The organism is Hyphomonas pacifica (genome assembly GCF_000682675.1).
Classification (GTDB): domain Bacteria; phylum Pseudomonadota; class Alphaproteobacteria; order Caulobacterales; family Hyphomonadaceae; genus Hyphomonas; species Hyphomonas pacifica.
Genome location: NZ_AWFA01000089.1, coordinates 19,079 through 37,456, shown reverse-complemented (window position 1 = coordinate 37,456; position 18,378 = coordinate 19,079). Strand labels below are relative to the sequence as shown.

Below are 18,378 nucleotides of genomic sequence, written 5' to 3'. Positions count from 1 at the left end.
TTTCCCGCGATATGACTAGCAAACGGCCCAGCTTCACAGATGAAGAAGCTCTGGATTTTCACTCCCAGCCTCATCCAGGCAAGATTTCCATGGTGCCAACCAAGCCGATGGGGACTCAAAGGGACCTGTCGCTGGCATATAGTCCAGGTGTTGCCATTCCTGTTCTTGCGATCTCCGAAGATGAAGACAAAGCCTATGATTACACCTCGAAGGGCAACCTTGTTGCCGTGATTTCCAACGGTACAGCCATCCTCGGGCTGGGTAACCTTGGGCCTATGGCTTCCAAGCCGGTGATGGAAGGTAAATCCGTTCTCTTCAAGCGTTTTGCGGATATCGACAGCTTCGATATCGAGGTCGACACGACCGATGTCGAAGAGTTCATTTCCACAGTGCGTAATATCGGCTCCACTTGGGGCGGCATCAACCTTGAGGATATTTCCTCACCTGACTGCTTCATTATCGAGAGTCGCCTGCGCGAAGAACTCGATATCCCGGTCTTCCATGATGACCAGCATGGTACGGCAATCATTGCCGCTGCGGGTCTGATCAATGCCTGCCACATCACGGGGCGTAATATGGAAGACTTGAAGGTTGCCGTCTCCGGTGCCGGCGCTGCAGGTCTTTCTGTTGCAGGCCTTATCCGCCATCTCGGCGTCAAGGCCGAGAACATTGTGATGTGCGACTCCTCCGGCGTGGTCTATGAAGGTCGCACCGAGAAGATGGACCAGTTCAAGTCTGCTTTTGCGATAAAAACATCGAAGCGCACGCTGGCGGAAGCGTGCGAAGGCGCTGACTGCCTGCTTGGCCTCTCCGCCAAAGGTGCGGTGACCAAGGACATGGTGAAGTCCATGGCCAAGGACCCGATCATTTTCGCTATGGCCAATCCGGACCCGGAAATTACTCCGGAAGACATCAAGTCTGTTAGGGATGATGCCATCATCGCGACAGGCCGCTCGGACTATCCGAACCAGGTCAATAATGTTTTGGGTTTCCCGTACATTTTCCGCGGCGCTTTGGATGTCCGTGCACGGGGCATCAATGAGGAGATGAAGGTTGCAGCCGCTCACGCCATTGCTGAACTCGCGCGTGAGGATGTGCCGGACGAGGTGGCGGCTGCCTATCATGGTGCCCGTCCGAGCTTTGGCCGTGAATACATCATTCCGACACCGTTCGACCCGCGCCTGATCAGCTTTATTCCGCCTTTCGTGGCACAGGCTGCCATGGATACCGGCGTAGCCCGCAAGCCGATCAATGACATGGAAGCTTATCGCCACTCGTTGGCCCGCCGGGCGGATCCGTCTGCGGCGTTCATTCAGGGCGTTCAGGCGCACTGCAAGGAAAACCAGCGCCGAATCGTGTTTGCGGAAGGGGAAGAGCCTGCCGTTGTTCGCGCTGCGTTCAGCTTCAAGAATCAGGGTCTGGGCCATCCGATCCTGATTGGCCGCGAAGCCCAGGTGCAGCGCGCCATGGAGCAGATGGGCATCCAGCCCGGCTCGCTCGAAATCATCAATGCGCGTCTGTCAGACAATAATCCGCTTTATACGGATATGCTTTATTCCCGCCTTCAGCGCGATGGATATCTGAAGCGTGACGCCCAACGTCTGGTCAATCAGGACCGGAACGTGTTCGGCTGCTGTATGCTAAAAAATGGCGATGCCGATGGCATGGTCACCGGCGTGACGCGGAACTACGACGTTGCGCTCAATGACGCGCTCCTGGTTCTGGACCCAATTCCAGGGCAGGCCATTATCGGTATGTCCATGGTCATCAACCGTGGGCGCACCGTCTTCATCGCCGATACCAGCGTGACTGAGCTACCCCAAGGCCAAGATCTCGCAAACATCGCCATCGAAGCCGCGCGCGGCGTGCGTGCACTCGGCTTCACGCCGCGTGTGGCCTTCCTGTCCTACTCGACCTTCGGCAACCCGATGGGCGAACGTGGCGAGAAGGTCCGCGAGGCGGTCGCGATTCTCGATAGTATGAAGAATATCGATTTCGAGTATGAAGGCGACATGAACGCCGATGTGGCCCTGAATACCGGCCACAAGCTGCTCTACCCGTTCTCCCGTCTGACGGGGCCGGCCAACGTACTTGTCATGCCAGCCATTCATGCTGCGTCGATCTCGACTAAGCTGCTGGAATCGATGAGCCGTGCGACGGTCATCGGTCCGATGCTGTTGGGTCTGGAGAAACCTGTCCAGATCGCCTCCCTGGGTGCGACTGTGGGCGATATTGTCAACCTGGCGACCATTGCCGCCTTTGACGTGGATGATGTTCATACAAGTTGAACATCGGGCAAGTTACGGCGTGGGGTGAAATTCCCTCGCGTCAGGACTCGCCGCTGACCGGTGCCGCCCCTATAGTCTATAGTGACTATGGACCATAGGGAGGCCCGAACAGCATGAAAGAGTATCTCAAATTCTACATCAACGGCGAATGGGTAGACCCCGTTGAGCCGCGCACGCTGGAAGTCGAGAACCCGGCGACTGAGGAAAACTTCGCAGTCATTTCGATCGGCTCGCAGGCGGATGTCGACAAGGCTGTTGCCGCGGCCAAGACGGCGTTCCCGTCCTTTTCCCAGACAAGCGTCGAGTATCGCGCTGAGCTGCTGGAGAAAATTGCGGAAGGCATGCAGAAGCGCCTGCCGGAACTGGCCGAAGCCGTTTCCAACGAGATGGGCGCACCGATGTGGTTGGCCAATGCTGCGCAGGTGCCAGCTGGCATGGGGCACTTCGCCACGACAGCAGCCATTCTGCGTGACTATGAGTTTGAAGAGTTGAAGGGGACGACCCTTCTGCGCAAGGAACCCATCGGGGTTTGCGGCTTCATCACGCCCTGGAACTGGCCGATAAACCAGATCGCCTGCAAGGTTGCCCCGGCCATCGCTGCAGGCTGCACGATGGTTCTGAAGCCTTCCGAGATTGCTCCGCTTGACGCCATGATCCTGACGGAGATCATGCACGAAGCTGGCGTCCCGAAAGGTGTCTTCAACCTCGTGAATGGCGACGGCCCAGGTGTGGGCGCATCGCTGTCCGCGCATCCGGATGTCGACATGATGAGTTTCACTGGCTCAACCCGTGCGGGCGTGCTCGTGGCTCAGGCCGCCGCCCCTACGGTCAAGCGCGTGGCACAGGAACTTGGTGGTAAAAGCCCCAATATTGTCCTGCCGTCGGCTGACCTGAAAAAGGCCGTTGGCGGAGGCGTGATGCAGATGATGACCAATTCGGGTCAATCCTGTAATGCCCCCTCCCGGATGTTTGTGCAGAAAGACCAGCAGGAAGAGGCCATTGCTATCGCCAAGGCGACAGCAGAATCCATCAAGGTGATGATGCCGGCCGAAGCTGAGCCAGGCGCAATTGGCCCGATCTCCAATGGCAATCAGTACCAGAAAGTTCAGGATCTGATCCAGAAAGGCATTGAGGAGGGCGCAACCCTCGTTGCAGGTGGCCCTGGTCGTCCGGAAGGTTTCAACAAGGGCTATTTTGCCCGTCCAACCGTGTTTGCGAATGTCACCAATGACATGACCATTGCACGGGAAGAGATCTTCGGCCCTGTGCTCGTGATGATCCCGTATGAAGATGTCGATGATGCTGTCGAGATGGCCAATGACACGGTTTACGGCCTTGCCGGCTATGTGCAGGGACCGGAAGACGAAGCCCGTAAAGTGGCCAACCGCATCCGTGCAGGTCAGATCCAGGTCAATGGCGCACGCCCTGACTTTACCGCGCCATTCGGTGGCTATGGCCAGTCCGGCAATGGTCGCGAATGGGGTGAACACGGCTTTGAGGAGTTCCTCGAAGTCAAAGCGGTGATCGGCTATAAAGCCGCCTGATCTCACGCGGAATATTTGTTTCGAAAAGGGCGGCCTATGAAGTCGCCCTTTTTGCATCCTGTAATGTGCCGGGGATAGCTCGCCAAATTGTGAAGCGAATTCAACTGGCGTTCAGGTGGCTTCATCCATACATTACAAGGGAACTCATATTCGGAGGGTAATGACTCATGCCCAAACTCAAGACCATCGCCGGGGCGGCCGCGCTTGCCATTTTGGCCGCATGCGCGACGGCTACGCCTTATCAGGCAGCAACTGACTCCAATCGCGGCTATTCAGAGCAGCAGATTGAAGCCAACCGTTTCCTGGTCCAGTTTTCCGGTAACACACTGACGGATCGAAAAACGGTTGAGACCTATCTGCTCTATCGCGCTGCCGAACTGACGCGAGAGCGTGGATTTGACTATTTCCGTGTTGTGCGCCGCGATACGGATGCCGAGAGCCGTCTGGTGCCAGTCGGCGGCAGGCCCTATTCGCCTTTCTACGACCATTTCTATCTGGACTACATCTATTACGGTCCGCACGCGCCATATTATCGCGATCCCTTCCTGCGGTCGCGCTATCCCTACTCATGGAATGTTTCGCCGTTCGGCTATTATGATCCCTATTGGGGGGGGCCGGCGGAATATCGAGAGCGCACCAGTTATGAGGCGTCCGCAGAGATTCTTATGGGCAAGGGCGTGAAGCCTGATGATGCAGCCTTTTTCGATGCCGAACAGGTGTTGTTCAATCTTGGCAACAACATTCTGCGCCCAGAGCCGAAATAGGCATTTGCAACAATTGCAGATCAGCCCCGTCCGAAAGGGCGGGGCTTTTTATGTGAGCAAGACTGGTTATTTCATACCGAGTGTTCCAGATAGGCTGCTCATCCGATTATAGAAAGGCATCAGGGCGTATGCCGGACAGTGAACCCATTCCTACAGAACCCGTGAGAAGTGTTGGCGCCCATGGGCGTCCTGTGCCTGGTCGTACGGAAATGGTGATCATGGTGGCAGGTCTGATGGCGCTCAATGCGCTGGCTATCGACATCATGCTTCCGGCCCTGAGTCAGATTGCCCAGTCCATTGGACTGACGGGTACATCTCCGGAAGATGCCAACCGCCAGCAGCTGATTGTCTTTTCCTATGTCCTCGGTTTTGGTGCGCCGCAGCTCGTCTGGGGGCCGATTTCGGACCGGTTCGGCAGGCGCGCCCCTCTCTTTGTGGGTCTGATTGGCTATGTGCTGATGGCGTTGCTGTGCATCACCATAAGGGAATTTCATGCCCTTTTGGCAGTGCGGTTCATGCAGGGCGTCTTTGCCTCTGGCGCGCGACTGGTTGCAGTGTCCGTTGTACGTGACCTTTATGCGGGGCGGCGTATGGCAGGCTTCATGTCGCTGGTCATGACGATTTTCATGGTCGTGCCGATGATTGCGCCAGCTATTGGCCAGTTGATCCTGTTCGTTGCGCCATGGGAGTGGATTTTTGCTGTGCTCGCCGTGTTCGGCTCAGCCTTGCTGGTATGGACATGGCTTCGCCTGCCCGAGACCCTTGCCCCGGAGAACCGTAATCCCCTCAATCTGGGCGCTGCTGCCCGCAGCTACATGGCGGTGATCCGCAATCGCACGACCTTTGGCTATATGTGCGCCTCCGGAGTGATCTTCGGCGCGCTGTTTTCGTTCATCGGTTCGTCCGAGCAGATCTTCCGGGATGTCTTCAAACAGGAAGAAACCTTCGCCTTCTGGTTTGCCGGCGTTGCGGGTGCGCTGGCCTGCGCGAATTTCTTAAACTCCCGCATTGTCGAGAAAATTGGCATGCGCCGGATCAGCCATGCGGCGGTGATTTTTTTCACCCTGATGTCTGTCTCACTGGCGCTCGTGACCTACATGTTCGGCGAAAGCCTGCTGTGGTTTTTCCCTATGTTTGCGATCACTTTCGCCTGTTTTGGCCTGATGGGGGCGAACTTCTCGGCGTTGGCGATGGAGCCCTTGGGCAAGATCGCAGGTACGGCCTCAGCGGCCTATGGTTTTGCCACGACAACCGTTTCCAGCCTGATCGGTATTATGATCGGCCGATTCTATAATGGTTCCACGCTGCCGCTGATTATCGGCTTTGCGTGTCTTGGCATTGTGTCCTTCATCATTGTCTTAGTGACGGAAGAGGGAAAGCTTTTCAGTTCGCGCTGAGCTGACGTGCACGTCGGCGCGTTTTTGCAGCAGGCTCGCGGACACGGGAGAGAGGACGTACCTGGCTTTCCAGATGAGATATGATCAGCCCGGCAATATCCTTGCCGGTCGCCGTCTCAATCCCTTCCAGCCCGGGTGAAGAGTTCACCTCCAGAACCTTTGGCCCGTCCTTTGTCTGCAGCAGGTCCACACCTGCCACTCTCAGGCCCAGCACGCGGGCAGCTTCGCGCGCGGTATCACGTTCTGCCTTGGTGAGTTTGACGGCGGATGCCGTGCCGCCCCGATGAAGGTTGGAGCGGAACTCTCCCTTTTGAGCCTGACGCTTCATGGAGCCGACAATTTTGTTGCCGACGACGAAGGCGCGCACATCGGCTCCGGCGGCTTCCTCGACAAATTCCTGTACCAGGAAGTTTGCCTCCAGCCCCCGGAATGCATCGACCAGGCTTTCGGCGGCCTTGCGCGTTTCAGCCAACACAACGCCTTTCCCTTGCGTGGAGGAGAGCAGTTTCACGACAACCGGCGCGCCGCCCGCCAGAGAGATGAGGCCCTTGGTATCCTTCGGGCTGTGGGCAAAGGCCGTTATCGGCATGCCGATCTTGGCGCGTGCCAACATCTGGTGGGCCAGCAATTTGTCGCGTGAGCGGCCAATTGAGCCAGCGCCATTCAGACAAAAGGCACCCGTATTCGAGAATTGTCGAAGAACGGCCAGGCCATAATCGGTAATGCCGGCCCCTATGCGCGGGATGACTGCATCATAGCGGGGCAGGGCCTTGCCATCATAATGGACTTCCGGATCCAACGTGCCGATCTGCATATAGCAGCGGGCCGTATCAATGGCCTCGATGACGTGGCCGCGTTCTTCAGCGGCTTCGATCAGGCGGCGGCTGGAATAATTGTTTGGCTCCCGTGTCAGTAGGGCGATGCGCAGCGGGCGTTTGACGGGCTTTTTCTTGGGCAGGCCGGCATAGGCCGCGTACGCCAGCTCCGGTTGCTGGAAGGAGGCATTGGCATCGACAATCATATCCGGCTGGATCGCGCCACGTCCAAACAGCATGCGATAGCTCATCGTCTCGCGATTGGTTAGCGTCAGCTGAATCGGCCAGCGGCGTTCGCCCATCTGCACGTCCGTCTGGATCACATAACGCAGCTCGGTGTCGCCATTGGAACTGGTGACTTCCCGCCGGTCCACGACAGGTGCCGAGCAGGTGATCTCAAGCCCCGGATCGGATGGGTCGGGCTGGATCAGGAAGCGAACTTGCGGCGCATCAGGCGGGCCGAACGTCTCGATAACGCTCGCATGCAGGGCGGACGTGCGCGCACCGGTATCCACCTTTGCCTTGATCGCGGGCAAGCCGAGATCCGGTAGCGACAGCCACTCTTCCCAGCCGAGTTCGAACGGTTCTGTGTGCGTCATGAGCCAAAGCCTTCTTGCGAGTTTGCGCCGGATAGAGGCGAACAGGTTAGCATTCAATCATGGCAGTGCAGAAGAATGCGTCAGGCAGGCGTTAGCCACGCGTTTTCCACGATTTTCACGACATCCCCCATGATCTCCGTGATCTTGAAATCCTTGGGTGTGTAGACTCGGGCAATGCCCATCTGCTTCAGCGCCATGGCATCTTCCGGTGGGATGATGCCGCCAATGATGACCGGCACATGGCCGAGGCCAACCTTGCGGAGTTCCGCCAGTGTTTCGCGGGCCAGGTCCAGATGGCTACCGGAGAGAACCGACAGCCCTACAACATGCGCCTTCGCGTCTTTGGCTTGCTCGGCAATCTCTGCCGGCGTGAAGCGGATCCCTTCATAGACGACATCCATGCCGACTTCCCGTCCGCGCGCTGCAATCTGTTCCGAGCCGTTGGAGTGTCCATCCAGGCCCGGCTTGCCGACCACATAGGTCAGGCGGCGGCCCAGCGCTTCGGACACCCGGTCGACTTCCTTGCGGACGGCATCAATGTCTTCGCCGACATCGCCGCGCGCAATCGTGGCGACGCCGGTTGGGGCGCGATACTCACCGAATACTTCGCGCATCACATTGCCCCACTCGCCGGTTGTCACGCCGACTTTGGCGCAGGCGATGGACGGCTCCATGATGTTGCTGCCTTCGCTAGCCGCCTGTCGCAGGCCCTCCAGAGCAGCATCGACGGCGACCTGGTCGCGGGATTTGCGCCATTCCTTCAGGTCGCGCACCTGGGCGGCCTCTTCTGCCGGATCGACCGTCTGGATTGCGCCTTCGCCAGCGCCCAGCGGGCTTGCCTCGGATTCAGTATAGCGGTTCACGCCCACAACCGTTAGGTCACCGCTCTCGATTGCCTTGATGCGGTCGATATGTGCGCCGACGAGGCTCTCCTTCATATAGTCGATGGATTGTGTCGCGCCGCCGCGCGCATCAATGTCGGCCAGTGTTTTGCGGGCGAGCTTTTTCAGCTCATCGGTCTTGGACTCGATCACATGGCTGCCATCGAAGATGTCTTCATATTCCAGAAGGTCTGTCTCATAGGCCAGGATTTGCTGCAGACGCAGGGACCATTGCTGATCCCATGGACGCGGCAGGCCGAGGGCCTCATTCCAGGCGGGCAATTGTAACGCGCGGCAGCGGGCCTTCTTGGACAGCGTTACGGCCAGCGACTCGATTAGGATGCGATAGACATTGTTCTCCGGCTGTGGCTCTGTCAGGCCAAGCGAGTTCACCTGAACCCCATAGCGAAACAGCAGCGCCTTGGGATCACTTACGCCATAGCGCTCGCGGCCAATCTCTTCCCAAAGTTCCACAAAAGCACGCATTTTGCATAGTTCCGTTACGAAACGCACGCCAGCGTTCACGAAGAATGAAATGCGTCCGAAGACGGTTTCAAAGTCTGAATCCGGAACTTGCCCGCCAGCTTTCACCGTATCCAGCACCGAAATCGCGGTCGCCAGGGCATAGGCGAGTTCCTGTTCCGGCGTCGCACCCGCTTCCTGCAAATGGTAGGAGCAAACATTCATAGGGTTCCATTTAGGAACTTCTGTGTAGCACCAGCTCACCATGTCAGAGATCAAGCGCAGGCTCGGCTCTGGCGGGAAAACATAGGTGCCGCGGGAGAGATATTCCTTCACGATGTCGTTCTGCGTCGTGCCGCGCAGCTCCTTGCGGTCATCGCCGCGCTCGTCCGCCAACGCGACATACAGCGCCAGCATCCAGGCCGCCGGGGCATTGATCGTCATGGAGGTGTTCATTTCCTCCAGCGGCAGATCAGCCATCAGCGCGCGCATGTCGCCCAGATGCTTTACCGGCACGCCAACCTTGCCGACTTCGCCGCGCGAAAGCACATGATCGGCGTCATAGGCCGTCTGGGTCGGCAGATCGAAGGCGATCGACAGGCCGGTCTGGCCCTTTGCCAGATTGCCGCGATACAGCGCGTTCGATTTCTCTGCGGTAGAGTGCCCGGCATAGGTGCGGAAAATCCACGGCCGGTCTGGCTTGTGCTGATATGATTTATCCATGTCTGCCACGGAATTCTCCCCTGATTATGTTGCGCCGCAACATGCCGCGTGAGACGTAACAAGGCAAGCATTCCGTGCTTGCCGCTGCCCGCCTGAACAACCACATGACCTGAAACAGGAAATGAATGTGATACAGTCTTCTTCTCCCCTCAAGACCGTTCTGATCTTGCGGCTTGTTGCCCTGCTGGCTTTCCCGGCGGGCGTCGTACTGGCCGCCATTATGGAGCGTAGCGCGCTGATGGTGGTGGTGCTGGCCATCGGAATGCTGGGGGTCAGCTGGGTAGAAAGACTGCGCCTTATTCGGCTTGCCGGAAGTGAAGACCGACCTGATTTCTCAGGATTTTTGCCGGGACTTGCCTGGCGTATTGGCCTGCTGGCGGGCGTTTTCATTCTTAGCCTCGGTATCCTCGCCCTGTTCCGGGATGTGTCATTGGCGCGTGGGCTGGGCTTGCCGGATCTGATCCTTCTTCTCGCTGCAGCAGGGGTTGCGCTCACCGCAAACCGGGTCAGCGCATCTATTGCGGGGCGCGAAATGGAGGGGGCTCTGGCGCAGGTGAATGCGGCGTTTGGTACCAGTGGCGCGAATGATAATATCGGCGATGGCCAGCCTGGAAATGGCGACATCATTGAGGGCGAAATCATCGACCGTGATTGAATTCCGGCATTTTACCGCTACCACACATCAGCTAGGTCTCATCCAAGTTTCCGGAGATACAGGATATGTCTGACTCTATCGGCCTTTTGGCGGCGGCCCTGACAACATTGTCTTTCCTGCCGCAGGCTTTACTTGTGATCCGCACGCGTCAAACCAAGGGCATTTCGCTGATCATGTACATTATGTTCACGACGGGCGTCGCTGCATGGCTGGTCTATGGCATCATGGAGCAATCCCTGCCGATGATCCTGGCCAATTCCGTCACCTTGCTACTTGCCATGGTGATTCTGAGTCTCAAGATCTGGCACTTGCTTCAGGCTAGAACCCAGGGCGCGACAGAGTCCACATCCGCGCCAATCGCTTCGTAATAGGCCTTCTGCACCTTGCGCGTGACAGGCCCTGGCTTGCCCATGCCGATGGGCTGGCCTTCCAGCATGATGACGGGCGCGATCATGGCTCCCGCGGATGTCGTGAAAACTTCTGCTGCGTTCAGGGCTTCGTCCGGCGTAAAAGCGCGCTCTTCCATTTCAAGTCCGGTCTTGTCCAGCAGGCGCAGAACGCCTGAGCGGGTGATGCCGGGCAGGATGTCCGCGGAAAGATTGCGGGTGATCAGCCGGCCCATCTCATCCACGATCCAGGCGTTGGCGGAAGCGGCCTCTGTTACCTTGCCGTCCTGCACCAGAAAGGCTGTATCTGCCCTCGCCTGCTTGGCCGCGCGATAGGCGAGGGCCTGCGACAGCAATTGTACCGTCTTCATGTCACGACGGGCCCAGCGTGTGTCATGCATGAAGATCGCAGCGATACCTCGCTCGGCCCTTGACCGATCAGAGGCTTGGTATCTGCATACATGAATATGGTCGGTTCAAACGTATCTGGTCCGGTATAGTCCCGTGCCTCATAGGCGCCGCCCGTGACCTGCAAATATACGAGCCCCTCGTTGATGCCATTCGCGTCAATCAGCTCCTGATGGATACGCGTCCAGTCGGCATCGCTGTGCGGATTGGGCAGGGCGATGCCATCCAGAGTGCGCCTAAGGCGCAGCAGATGGCCGTCCAGATCCACGAATTTGCCATTATAGACAGCGGTCACTTCATAGGCGGCATGGGCGAACAGAAAGCCCCGATCGAGAGGCGAAATATAGGCTTCGGAGAGCGGCACGATCTGGCCGTTAAGATGCACCTGGTCACCTATTGGCATTTTTGCCATGCCTCCCTGTAAAGAATTGTGCAGCGCAACAAACATCTTGCAAGCTTACCGCCGAGCGGCCAAGGTGGCGCGAGCCGAGGAATTTGTGAAGCCACTCCGATAAGTGCGCTCATAGAAATTTGGCAGACACAATTGGAGGAGGGCACCCCGATTATGGCGAGGGAAGTTAAGGATATTTATGAGGTAGGTGAGATTCCACCGGAGTTTCACGTCCCCAAATTCATGCACGCTTGGGCAATTCGCCGCGAGCGTCATGGCCGCCCATCAACGGCAATGCAAATGGAGCAGGTTCCGGTTCCGGAAATAGATTCCGACGAAGTGCTTGTGCTCGTGATGGCCGCAGGCGTGAACTATAATGGAATCTGGGCCGCCTTGGGTGAGCCAGTGTCTGTGTTCGATGTTCACAAACAGGATTTTCACGTTGCCGGCTCTGACGCCGCAGGCATTGTCTGGGCCGTTGGTCGCAAGGTGACGCGCGTGAAGCCGGGCGATGAAGTCGTTATCCATTGTAACCAGGATGATGGCGATGATGAGGAGTGCAATGGCGGCGATCCGATGTTTTCGCCCAGCCAGCGCATCTGGGGCTATGAGACGCCGGATGGTTCTTTCGCGCAGTTCTGCCGCGTTCAGGCTCGTCAGTGCATGCCGCGCCCGAAACACCTGACCTGGGAAGAAAGCGCCTGCTACACGCTGACATTGGCCACCGCTTACCGCATGCTGTTCGGCCATCGTCCGCACATCGTGAAACCGGCCGACAACGTGCTGGTCTGGGGCGCGTCTGGCGGTCTTGGCAGTTTCGGTGTCCAGCTTTGTGCGGTCACCGGGGCGAACGCGATCGGCGTCGTCTCCAGTGACGACAAGAAAGATCATGTGCTCAGTCTTGGCGCCAAGGGCGTGCTGAACCGGAAGGACTTTAATTGCTGGGGCCAGCTGCCCACGGTAAACGGCCCCGAATTCAAGGATTACATGCGCGAGAGTCGCAAATTCGGCAAGGCGATCTGGGAGATCACCGGCAACAAGGATGTCGACATCGTGTTCGAACATCCTGGCGAGTCGACTTTCCCGGTGTCTGTCTTTGTCGTGAAGCGTGGCGGTATGGTTGTGATCTGTGCCGGGACAACCGGCTTCAACCTGACCATGGATGCGCGGTTCCTCTGGATGCGCCAGAAGCGTGTTCAGGGCAGCCACTTCGCAAATCTGAAACAGGCCTCTGCGGCGAACGATCTGGTCATCAACCGCCGGATTGACCCTGGCATGTCGGAAGTCTTCCCATGGTCCGATATTCCGGCGGCGCATGACAAGATGCTGGATAACAAGCACTTGCCCGGTAACATGGCCGTGCTGGTGACGTCTCCGAAGCCGGGCCTGCGCACGGTGGAAGACATTCTGGCCGTCAGCGGTCAGGGCTGACAGGTCTGCTGTCATGGCAAGGCCTGACCCGGAAAACTTCGCCCGAGACTGGGTCGCGGCGTGGAATGATCACGATCTTGATGCGGTGCTGTCGCACTATGCAGACGGGATCGTGTTCCATTCTCCGCGCATTGCGCAAGTCCTGGGCACGGGCTCAGGCAGCATCATGGGCAAGCCAGCCCTGCGGGAATATTGGGAGAAGGCCCTCGCCATGGCGAGCGGCCTTTTCTTTGAGCTGGATGACGTATTGACCGGATCGGATGCCATCACCGTGCTCTACACCAATCATCGCGGCCAGAAGGCCGCCGAAACCTTTGTGTTTGATGAGGATGGCGAGATTTTCATCGCAATCGCAGCCTATCGCTGAATCCGCACCGTTTGGCCGGGCAGGGGGGGCTAGATCTCGTCTGCTCCGCCCGGATTGCGGCGGCGGCGTATCAGCCAGGTCACACCGCGCAGATCCGAGAACGCATCGTTCAGGCGTCCGAAATTGGTGTAGTTGGACGTGCCCGTGCCGCGTTCGCGGTGATTTACATCCCGATATTCGACATCAAAGCCCTCGGCCCGCATCAGCGCCGGCATGTAGCGGTGCATGTGATCGAAAAAGGGCAGCTGGATATAGGCGTCGCGCTTCATCGCTTTGATGCCACAACCGGAATCGTCACAATCATCCTTCAGCATGCGCTTGCGGATATTGTTGGCAAAGCGACTGCCAAAGCGTTTCCAGGCTGTGTCCTTGCGCTTGGCACGGCGGCCCATCACCATTTTCAAATTGTCCGGTGCATCGGCGCGGGTCAGCTGACGGTAAAGGTCCGGCAGGTCTGCCGGATCATTCTGTCCGTCCCCATCCAGCGTACCGATCACCGGCGCACGCGCGGCCAGGATACCAGAGCGGATCGCACGGCTCTGGCCGGCATTCTTGCGGTGACCCAGAACGCGCAGCATCGGGAATTTTCCTTTCAGCTCAGCGAGCTTGGCACGTGTATCGTCGGTGGAGGCGTCGTCCACGAACACCATTTCAAAGGCCCGGCCATCCAGGGCCCTGGCGATCTCTGTGATCAGGGTCTCGACATTGCCAGCCTCATTATGGACGGGAACAACGACGGAAAATTCAAGTGACTGGGCCATGTCTGGCACCTTTCAGGCTATTCGCCCCTGATGTCATGGGGCTTGTTTTGCACGCTCATACAAAGCGTTGGCCCTCAAGGCGAGACCCGGTGCGCATTTCCGGCTGCGATGCAAATTACGGGCAAAATTGCAAGACGAATGCGCCCGAACACGGTAAATGGCTGGCATGACTTTGCTAGACCGACTTTCCGCTGGCTGGAAGCCATGGGTGCTCCTGTTCGTGCTGACCTTTGGCGCTGCCGCGCCAGGCGTGTTTAACCTTCCTGCTCTGGACCGCGATGAAAGCCGTTTCGCCCAGGCCTCCAAGCAAATGCTGGAAGAGCATGACTATATCCGCATCCAGTATCAGGATGAGCTGCGGAACAAGAAGCCGGCAGGGATTCACTGGTTGCAGGCGGGCGCAACGGCCGTTCTCACCGGGCCGGAAGCCAAGCAGATCTGGACCTATCGCGTTCCCAGCTGGTTGGGCGCGGCCTTCGCGACGCTGGCCTGTTTCTGGGCCGGGCTGCCACTGATTGGCCGGCGCGCCAGCTTTGTCGGCGCGGCGACATTTGGGGCAACCCTACTGCTGACGTCGGAAGCGCATATCTCCAAGACCGATGGCGTGCTCGTCTTTCTGACGACGCTCAGCATCGGGGCGCTGGCGCGGCTCTACATCAACAAGGACCAGTCCAAAAAGATGGCGCTGCTTTTCTGGTTCTGCATGGGGGCCAGCTTCCTGATCAAGGGGCCGGTCACGCCCATGGTTGCCGCCTATGCCGGCATTGGTGCTTGGGTCTGGACCAAGGCGGCAGACGGGAAGGGGGGAGACTGGTGGCGTGTCCTGCTCTGGTGGCCGGGGCCGGCGATCTTTGTGGCGATGGTGCTGCCCTGGTTCCTGTGGATTCAGGCGGCGACCGATGGCCAGTATATCAAGGGCGCTGTCGGGAAGGATCTGAAAGACAAGTTCACCGGGGCCTCTGAGGGTCATGGCGGCTGGCCCTTCTACCACCTGACACACCTGCCGGCCTGGTATTTCCCGGCGACATTGTTCCTGGTGCCAGGCTTTGTTGCCGCCTGGAAAGCGTTGAAGCCCAACGGGCCTGAAGGCCGGAAATGGATGCGACACATCCTGTTGGTCTCAGCCGTGCTGTTCGTAGGCCTTCTGGCACTTAGTTATCTTCTGCCGCTGCTGCCGCGTCCTTCGAGCACAGGCATGGTCCCTCAAGCGGTCAATACGATTGCCACCCTGAAGCCACTGCCGGTCTGGCCTGCCTTGCTGCTGGTCACGCTCGGCTGGCTGGCCAGTCAGCCGAAATGGCAGGATCGCTGGCCCATTGGCGAAAGCGTTTCGACCGATGAGATGCGCGGCCTGCGCCTGATCGTCGCCTGGGCCGTGCTGACCTACGCCTTCTTCGAGTTGATGCCGACCTTGCTCAGTCACTATATTCTGCCGGCCTATCCCGCCTTTGGCCTACTCGGCGGGTATGCGGCGACAAGACTGATGGATGGCGCGAAATGGCCGGTGACCCGTTGGGTCTCGATTGCCCTGTTCGGCCTGGGGGCAATCCTCTTGTTGGCGGCGTCCTATCCGGGCGTAACGACCTATTTCATGGCCGAGACGGCAGGGGACTTCACCACGGTTTCAGCCGATGAAGTGCTCGCTTCCTGGTCTCAATACCGGGAATTCCCTCTCTGGCTTTGGTGGCCTGGCTTTATTCTCTGCGGCGTGGCGATTATCGAATTCTCACGCCGGCATGAATGCAATGCGGCGCTCTTTTCCATCCTCGCCAGCGTGCTGATCGGCTGGCATGTGCGCATCTACATGCTGCCCAGTCAGGTCTGGGTGCAGCCGACGGAAACCGCGCGACTGGCCCTGGAAGATGTCTGCGGTGTGCCGGGTGAAGATTGCAAATGGCAGACGCCTGCGCGTATTCTGGCGCTCGGCTATGCAGAACCCTCCTATGTGCTGACGCTCGGCACACAGAATTTGCATCCACCGGAAACCCCACTCGATCTTCCATCGGACCCGTCCGCCTATCCGGTGGTCTATCTGATCAATTTCGAAGACCGTAAGGCAGAGCCTGCGGTCACGGAAGAAGTCGCGCATCTGCGCCAGCAGGCCGAGCAGATGAGTTTGTGCGTGACAGAGACCGAGTCCTATTACGCGCTGAACTATTCAAACGGAGACCCGGTGAATTTCCGGGCTTACCGGTTTGATCGTGGCGGCTGCCCGGAAGGCTAGGTCCTAGAAATCATAACCGATCCGCACGCCATAGGTGCGCGGGTCGGAGCGGAACGTGTTATAGCCGATAAAGCCATAGCCGGAGACGGCATAGTCTTCGTCGGTCAAATTCCGCCCCCATACGGTCAGCGTCACGCCTGTCTCGACAAAGCGCAGCCCCGCTTCACCCTGCACGGTCGTGAAGCCCTTTTGCATGCGTGTGTCCAGACCTTCCGGGTCAAGATAATATTCGCCGCGATATTTCAGATGTGCGGACAGCGTGCCTTCCACCCCTTGCGACAGCGTGTAGGCATACCGTCCGCCCAGCTTTGCAGAGACATCCGGCGCGAAGGGCAGAGGATTGCCGTTAAATTTTGTAGAATTGCCGCCCGTATCTGAAGACTGGTCAATCTCTGTCTCCAGTAGGGTCAGGCCCGCTTCCAGCATGAAGGCTTCCGTGGCCTGCCAGGTTAGATCGGCTTCGAGGCCATAAGACGTCGCCGCATCCAGATTGGACAGGGAGTTGGACGTGATGCTGCCCCCGCCCGGCAATTGGAAGTCCACAAAGATGCGGGCCTGCGGGCTGTCATAGTCCTGATAGAAGGCGGAAATATTGTAGGTCAACGTCGCACTCGGCCGGCCCTTATAGCCCACTTCATAGGCAGTGACGGTTTCGGCATCGAACAGTCCATCATCGGCGAAATGGGTCACATTGTTCTGCACCTCGCCATTGAAGCCGCCAGATTTATAGCTGTTGGCGATGGAGGCATAGGCTGTACCGTTTGCCATTTTGTAAGACAGCGCCAGATTGCCACTCAGCTGCGTGTCATCAATCTTGTTGCTGCCTGCAGCAAGGCCCAGGCCGTTGACATTATTATAGCCAATTGTGCCGTCATCAAAAACATGCCGTCCACTGCCAATGCCTTCTATCTCTTCATGCGTCAGGCGTGCGCCCAGCGTTGCGGTCAGGCGGTCTGACAGGTCGAACTCATTATAGGTGAAGGCGGCAAGGCTGGTGCGCTCCTGGCGGATGTCCGTCACCAGCGTCATGGCCGTGCCATCCGATATCGGATCAGGGCCCGCGCGGCTGCCCGCGCCCACATAGGCGCAACTCCCAATCAGGGTCGCTGGGTCCAGCTCTCCGCACCAGATTGTATAGGTCTGGCTGAAATCTTCCTGAGAGGCATGAATGCCGAACAGGCTGCTGCCTTTGTCCCAATCGGTCTTCAGGCGTACTTCCTGTGTGTACTGACGGAAGTCGCGGATATAGGAGAGGTTCGCGCTCAGCGCTGGATCGCCATACAGGGCGGCCGCGCCGTCAAAGTCAAAACCGTAATCCTGGTTGTATCCTTCAAAGGATGTCAGGGAGGTCAGCGTCCAGCGGCCCAGTGCGCGTTCATACTCGGCAGAGATGCCGTAGAACTCATTGTCCGTATCTTGCAGGCCGTCACCGGACGAGGATATCTCGTGATCGCTGAGGTTTAGCGTGTCATTGCGCGGTGTCGCGTTGACGCCATTGTCTTCTTCATAATGCGTGCGGACCAGCAGGCTGCCGCCCAGTGCGCGTTCCCAGTTCAGGCCAAGGCGCAGGCCGAACTCATCGCGCACACCGCCCGCATCTTCCGGGCCGTCTACATTGTCCAGCACAGCATCGCGGCTCAGATACCGTCCGGCCAGGCGATAGCTGAAGCCATTGTCGAGGCTGTTGCCATAGGCGCCGTCGAGATCCACGCGATTGAAATTGCCATAGCCTGCGCGGACATAGCGGCGCTGGTCTTCTCCGGGGCGCACGGAAATGAAATTGATCGCGCCGCCAGATGCATTGCGGCCATACAGCGTGCCTTGCGGACCTTTCAGAACCTCGATCCGTTCCAGATCGTACAGCATCATCCCGGTCTGCACATTGGTCGCCAGATAGACGCCATCGGAATAGACGGAGGCGGCAGTTGGCGTCAGCGCCTGATGGTCTACTGCCCCGATGCCGCGGATCTGGAAGGCCACCTGCGTGCCATTGGCCACGGCCGCTTCCACGCCGGTCAGCAGGTCGGTCACATCCTCTGCGCCGACATAGGCATCGGTCAGGGAAAGGTCCGCCGCGCCGATAACACTGACGGACATGGGAATATCGCTCAGCGGCGTTTCGCTCGCGGTTGCCGTGGTGACGACCGGGTCAAGCCGGGTTGGGGCATCATTAATCTGGCCGAAGGCTGGCGCACCGATGGCGGTCAGGATCAGCGGTGTGGTCAGGCAGTGGAAAGTTTTCATCTGCCGCGCTTACCAGTCTCTGAGAATCGCTTGCAATG

Annotated in this window: 13 protein-coding genes and 1 pseudogene; 9 read left to right on the top strand and 5 right to left on the bottom strand. The window is 58.4% G+C overall.

The window, feature by feature from the left end; genetic code table 11:
- Positions 1-11 precede the first annotated feature (11 nt).
- The 4 genes from HY2_RS17820 to HY2_RS16130 all read left to right on the top strand — a co-directional run bounded on the left by HY2_RS17820 (position 12) and on the right by HY2_RS16130 (position 5,993).
- Complete coding sequence (locus HY2_RS17820) at positions 12-2,288, top strand: NADP-dependent malic enzyme (protein ID WP_034829483.1); 2,277 nt, start codon at positions 12-14, stop codon at positions 2,286-2,288.
- A 113-nt stretch (positions 2,289-2,401) separates the two neighbouring features.
- Positions 2,402-3,832 (top strand): aldehyde dehydrogenase family protein, encoded by a 1,431-nt coding sequence (locus HY2_RS16140; protein ID WP_034829482.1) that lies wholly within the window; start codon positions 2,402-2,404, stop codon positions 3,830-3,832.
- Between the two features lie 167 nt (positions 3,833-3,999).
- Positions 4,000-4,596 carry a CC0125/CC1285 family lipoprotein gene (locus tag HY2_RS16135; protein WP_034829479.1) on the top strand — a complete coding sequence of 199 codons (597 nt, stop codon included), beginning with the start codon at positions 4,000-4,002 and terminating at the stop codon, positions 4,594-4,596.
- Positions 4,597-4,787: 191 nt separating this feature from the next.
- Complete coding sequence (locus tag HY2_RS16130; RefSeq protein ID WP_233346670.1) at positions 4,788-5,993, top strand: multidrug effflux MFS transporter; 1,206 nt, start codon at positions 4,788-4,790, stop codon at positions 5,991-5,993.
- Here HY2_RS16130 and rimK read toward each other — a convergent pair.
- Positions 5,980-7,407, bottom strand: coding sequence for a 30S ribosomal protein S6--L-glutamate ligase (gene rimK / locus HY2_RS16125; protein WP_034829477.1), 1,428 nt, complete (start codon positions 7,405-7,407; stop codon positions 5,980-5,982). The genes HY2_RS16130 and rimK overlap by 14 nt on opposite strands.
- Positions 7,408-7,487: 80 nt before the next feature.
- Complete coding sequence (locus HY2_RS16120; protein ID WP_034829475.1) at positions 7,488-9,473, bottom strand: protein meaA; 1,986 nt, start codon at positions 9,471-9,473, stop codon at positions 7,488-7,490.
- Positions 9,474-9,600: 127 nt separating this feature from the next.
- On the opposite strand from HY2_RS16120, the gene HY2_RS16115 reads away from it, so the two are divergent.
- Both HY2_RS16115 and HY2_RS16110 read left to right on the top strand, forming a co-directional pair.
- Complete coding sequence (locus HY2_RS16115; RefSeq protein WP_146617139.1) at positions 9,601-10,128, top strand: hypothetical protein; 528 nt, start codon at positions 9,601-9,603, stop codon at positions 10,126-10,128.
- Positions 10,129-10,193: 65 nt separating this feature from the next.
- Positions 10,194-10,496, top strand: a complete 303-nt coding sequence (locus tag HY2_RS16110) for a SemiSWEET transporter (protein ID WP_034829471.1) — start codon at positions 10,194-10,196, stop codon at positions 10,494-10,496.
- On the opposite strand, the pseudogene HY2_RS17905 reads toward HY2_RS16110, so the two are convergent.
- Positions 10,442-11,325, bottom strand: a pseudogene (locus HY2_RS17905) (aminotransferase class IV). The gene HY2_RS16110 and the pseudogene HY2_RS17905 sit on opposite strands and share 55 nt — an antisense overlap.
- Before the next feature lie 162 nt (positions 11,326-11,487).
- On the opposite strand from HY2_RS17905, the gene ccrA reads away from it, so the two are divergent.
- Positions 11,488-12,744: a crotonyl-CoA carboxylase/reductase gene (gene ccrA / locus HY2_RS16100; RefSeq protein ID WP_034829470.1), complete on the top strand. Its 1,257-nt coding sequence runs from the start codon at positions 11,488-11,490 to the stop codon at positions 12,742-12,744.
- Between the two features lie 13 nt (positions 12,745-12,757).
- Positions 12,758-13,111 (top strand): nuclear transport factor 2 family protein, encoded by a 354-nt coding sequence (locus HY2_RS16095; protein WP_034829468.1) that lies wholly within the window; start codon positions 12,758-12,760, stop codon positions 13,109-13,111.
- A 29-nt stretch (positions 13,112-13,140) separates the two neighbouring features.
- Here the strand turns inward: HY2_RS16095 and HY2_RS16090 are convergent, their stop codons facing one another.
- Positions 13,141-13,872, bottom strand: coding sequence for a glycosyltransferase family 2 protein (locus tag HY2_RS16090; RefSeq protein WP_034829466.1), 732 nt, complete (start codon positions 13,870-13,872; stop codon positions 13,141-13,143).
- 157 nt (positions 13,873-14,029) lie between these two features.
- Here HY2_RS16090 and HY2_RS17570 point away from each other — a divergent pair, with 157 nt between their 5' ends.
- Positions 14,030-16,096, top strand: a complete 2,067-nt coding sequence (locus HY2_RS17570) for an ArnT family glycosyltransferase (protein WP_199285710.1) — start codon at positions 14,030-14,032, stop codon at positions 16,094-16,096.
- Positions 16,097-16,099: 3 nt separating this feature from the next.
- Here the strand turns inward: HY2_RS17570 and HY2_RS16080 are convergent, their stop codons facing one another.
- The gene (locus tag HY2_RS16080) at positions 16,100-18,340 is read right to left on the bottom strand and encodes a TonB-dependent receptor (RefSeq protein WP_051595126.1); all 2,241 of its coding nucleotides are present in this window, start codon (positions 18,338-18,340) and stop codon (positions 16,100-16,102) included.
- Between the last annotated feature and the right edge of the window lie 38 nt (positions 18,341-18,378).

What these genes read in the sequence shown, in the direction of transcription:
- HY2_RS17820 (WP_034829483.1), top strand. Translation starts at nt 12, where the DNA reads ATGACTAGCAAACGGCCCAGCTTCACAGATGAAGAAGCTCTGGATTTT.
- HY2_RS16140 (WP_034829482.1), top strand. Translation starts at nt 2,402, where the DNA reads ATGAAAGAGTATCTCAAATTCTACATCAACGGCGAATGGGTAGACCCC.
- HY2_RS16135 (WP_034829479.1), top strand. Translation starts at nt 4,000, where the DNA reads ATGCCCAAACTCAAGACCATCGCCGGGGCGGCCGCGCTTGCCATTTTG.
- rimK (WP_034829477.1), bottom strand. Translation starts at nt 7,407, where the DNA reads ATGACGCACACAGAACCGTTCGAACTCGGCTGGGAAGAGTGGCTGTCG.
- HY2_RS16120 (WP_034829475.1), bottom strand. Translation starts at nt 9,473, where the DNA reads ATGGATAAATCATATCAGCACAAGCCAGACCGGCCGTGGATTTTCCGC.
- HY2_RS16110 (WP_034829471.1), top strand. Translation starts at nt 10,194, where the DNA reads ATGTCTGACTCTATCGGCCTTTTGGCGGCGGCCCTGACAACATTGTCT.
- ccrA (WP_034829470.1), top strand. Translation starts at nt 11,488, where the DNA reads ATGGCGAGGGAAGTTAAGGATATTTATGAGGTAGGTGAGATTCCACCG.
- HY2_RS16095 (WP_034829468.1), top strand. Translation starts at nt 12,758, where the DNA reads ATGGCAAGGCCTGACCCGGAAAACTTCGCCCGAGACTGGGTCGCGGCG.
- HY2_RS16090 (WP_034829466.1), bottom strand. Translation starts at nt 13,872, where the DNA reads ATGGCCCAGTCACTTGAATTTTCCGTCGTTGTTCCCGTCCATAATGAG.
- HY2_RS17570 (WP_199285710.1), top strand. Translation starts at nt 14,030, where the DNA reads ATGGCTGGCATGACTTTGCTAGACCGACTTTCCGCTGGCTGGAAGCCA.
- HY2_RS16080 (WP_051595126.1), bottom strand. Translation starts at nt 18,340, where the DNA reads ATGAAAACTTTCCACTGCCTGACCACACCGCTGATCCTGACCGCCATC.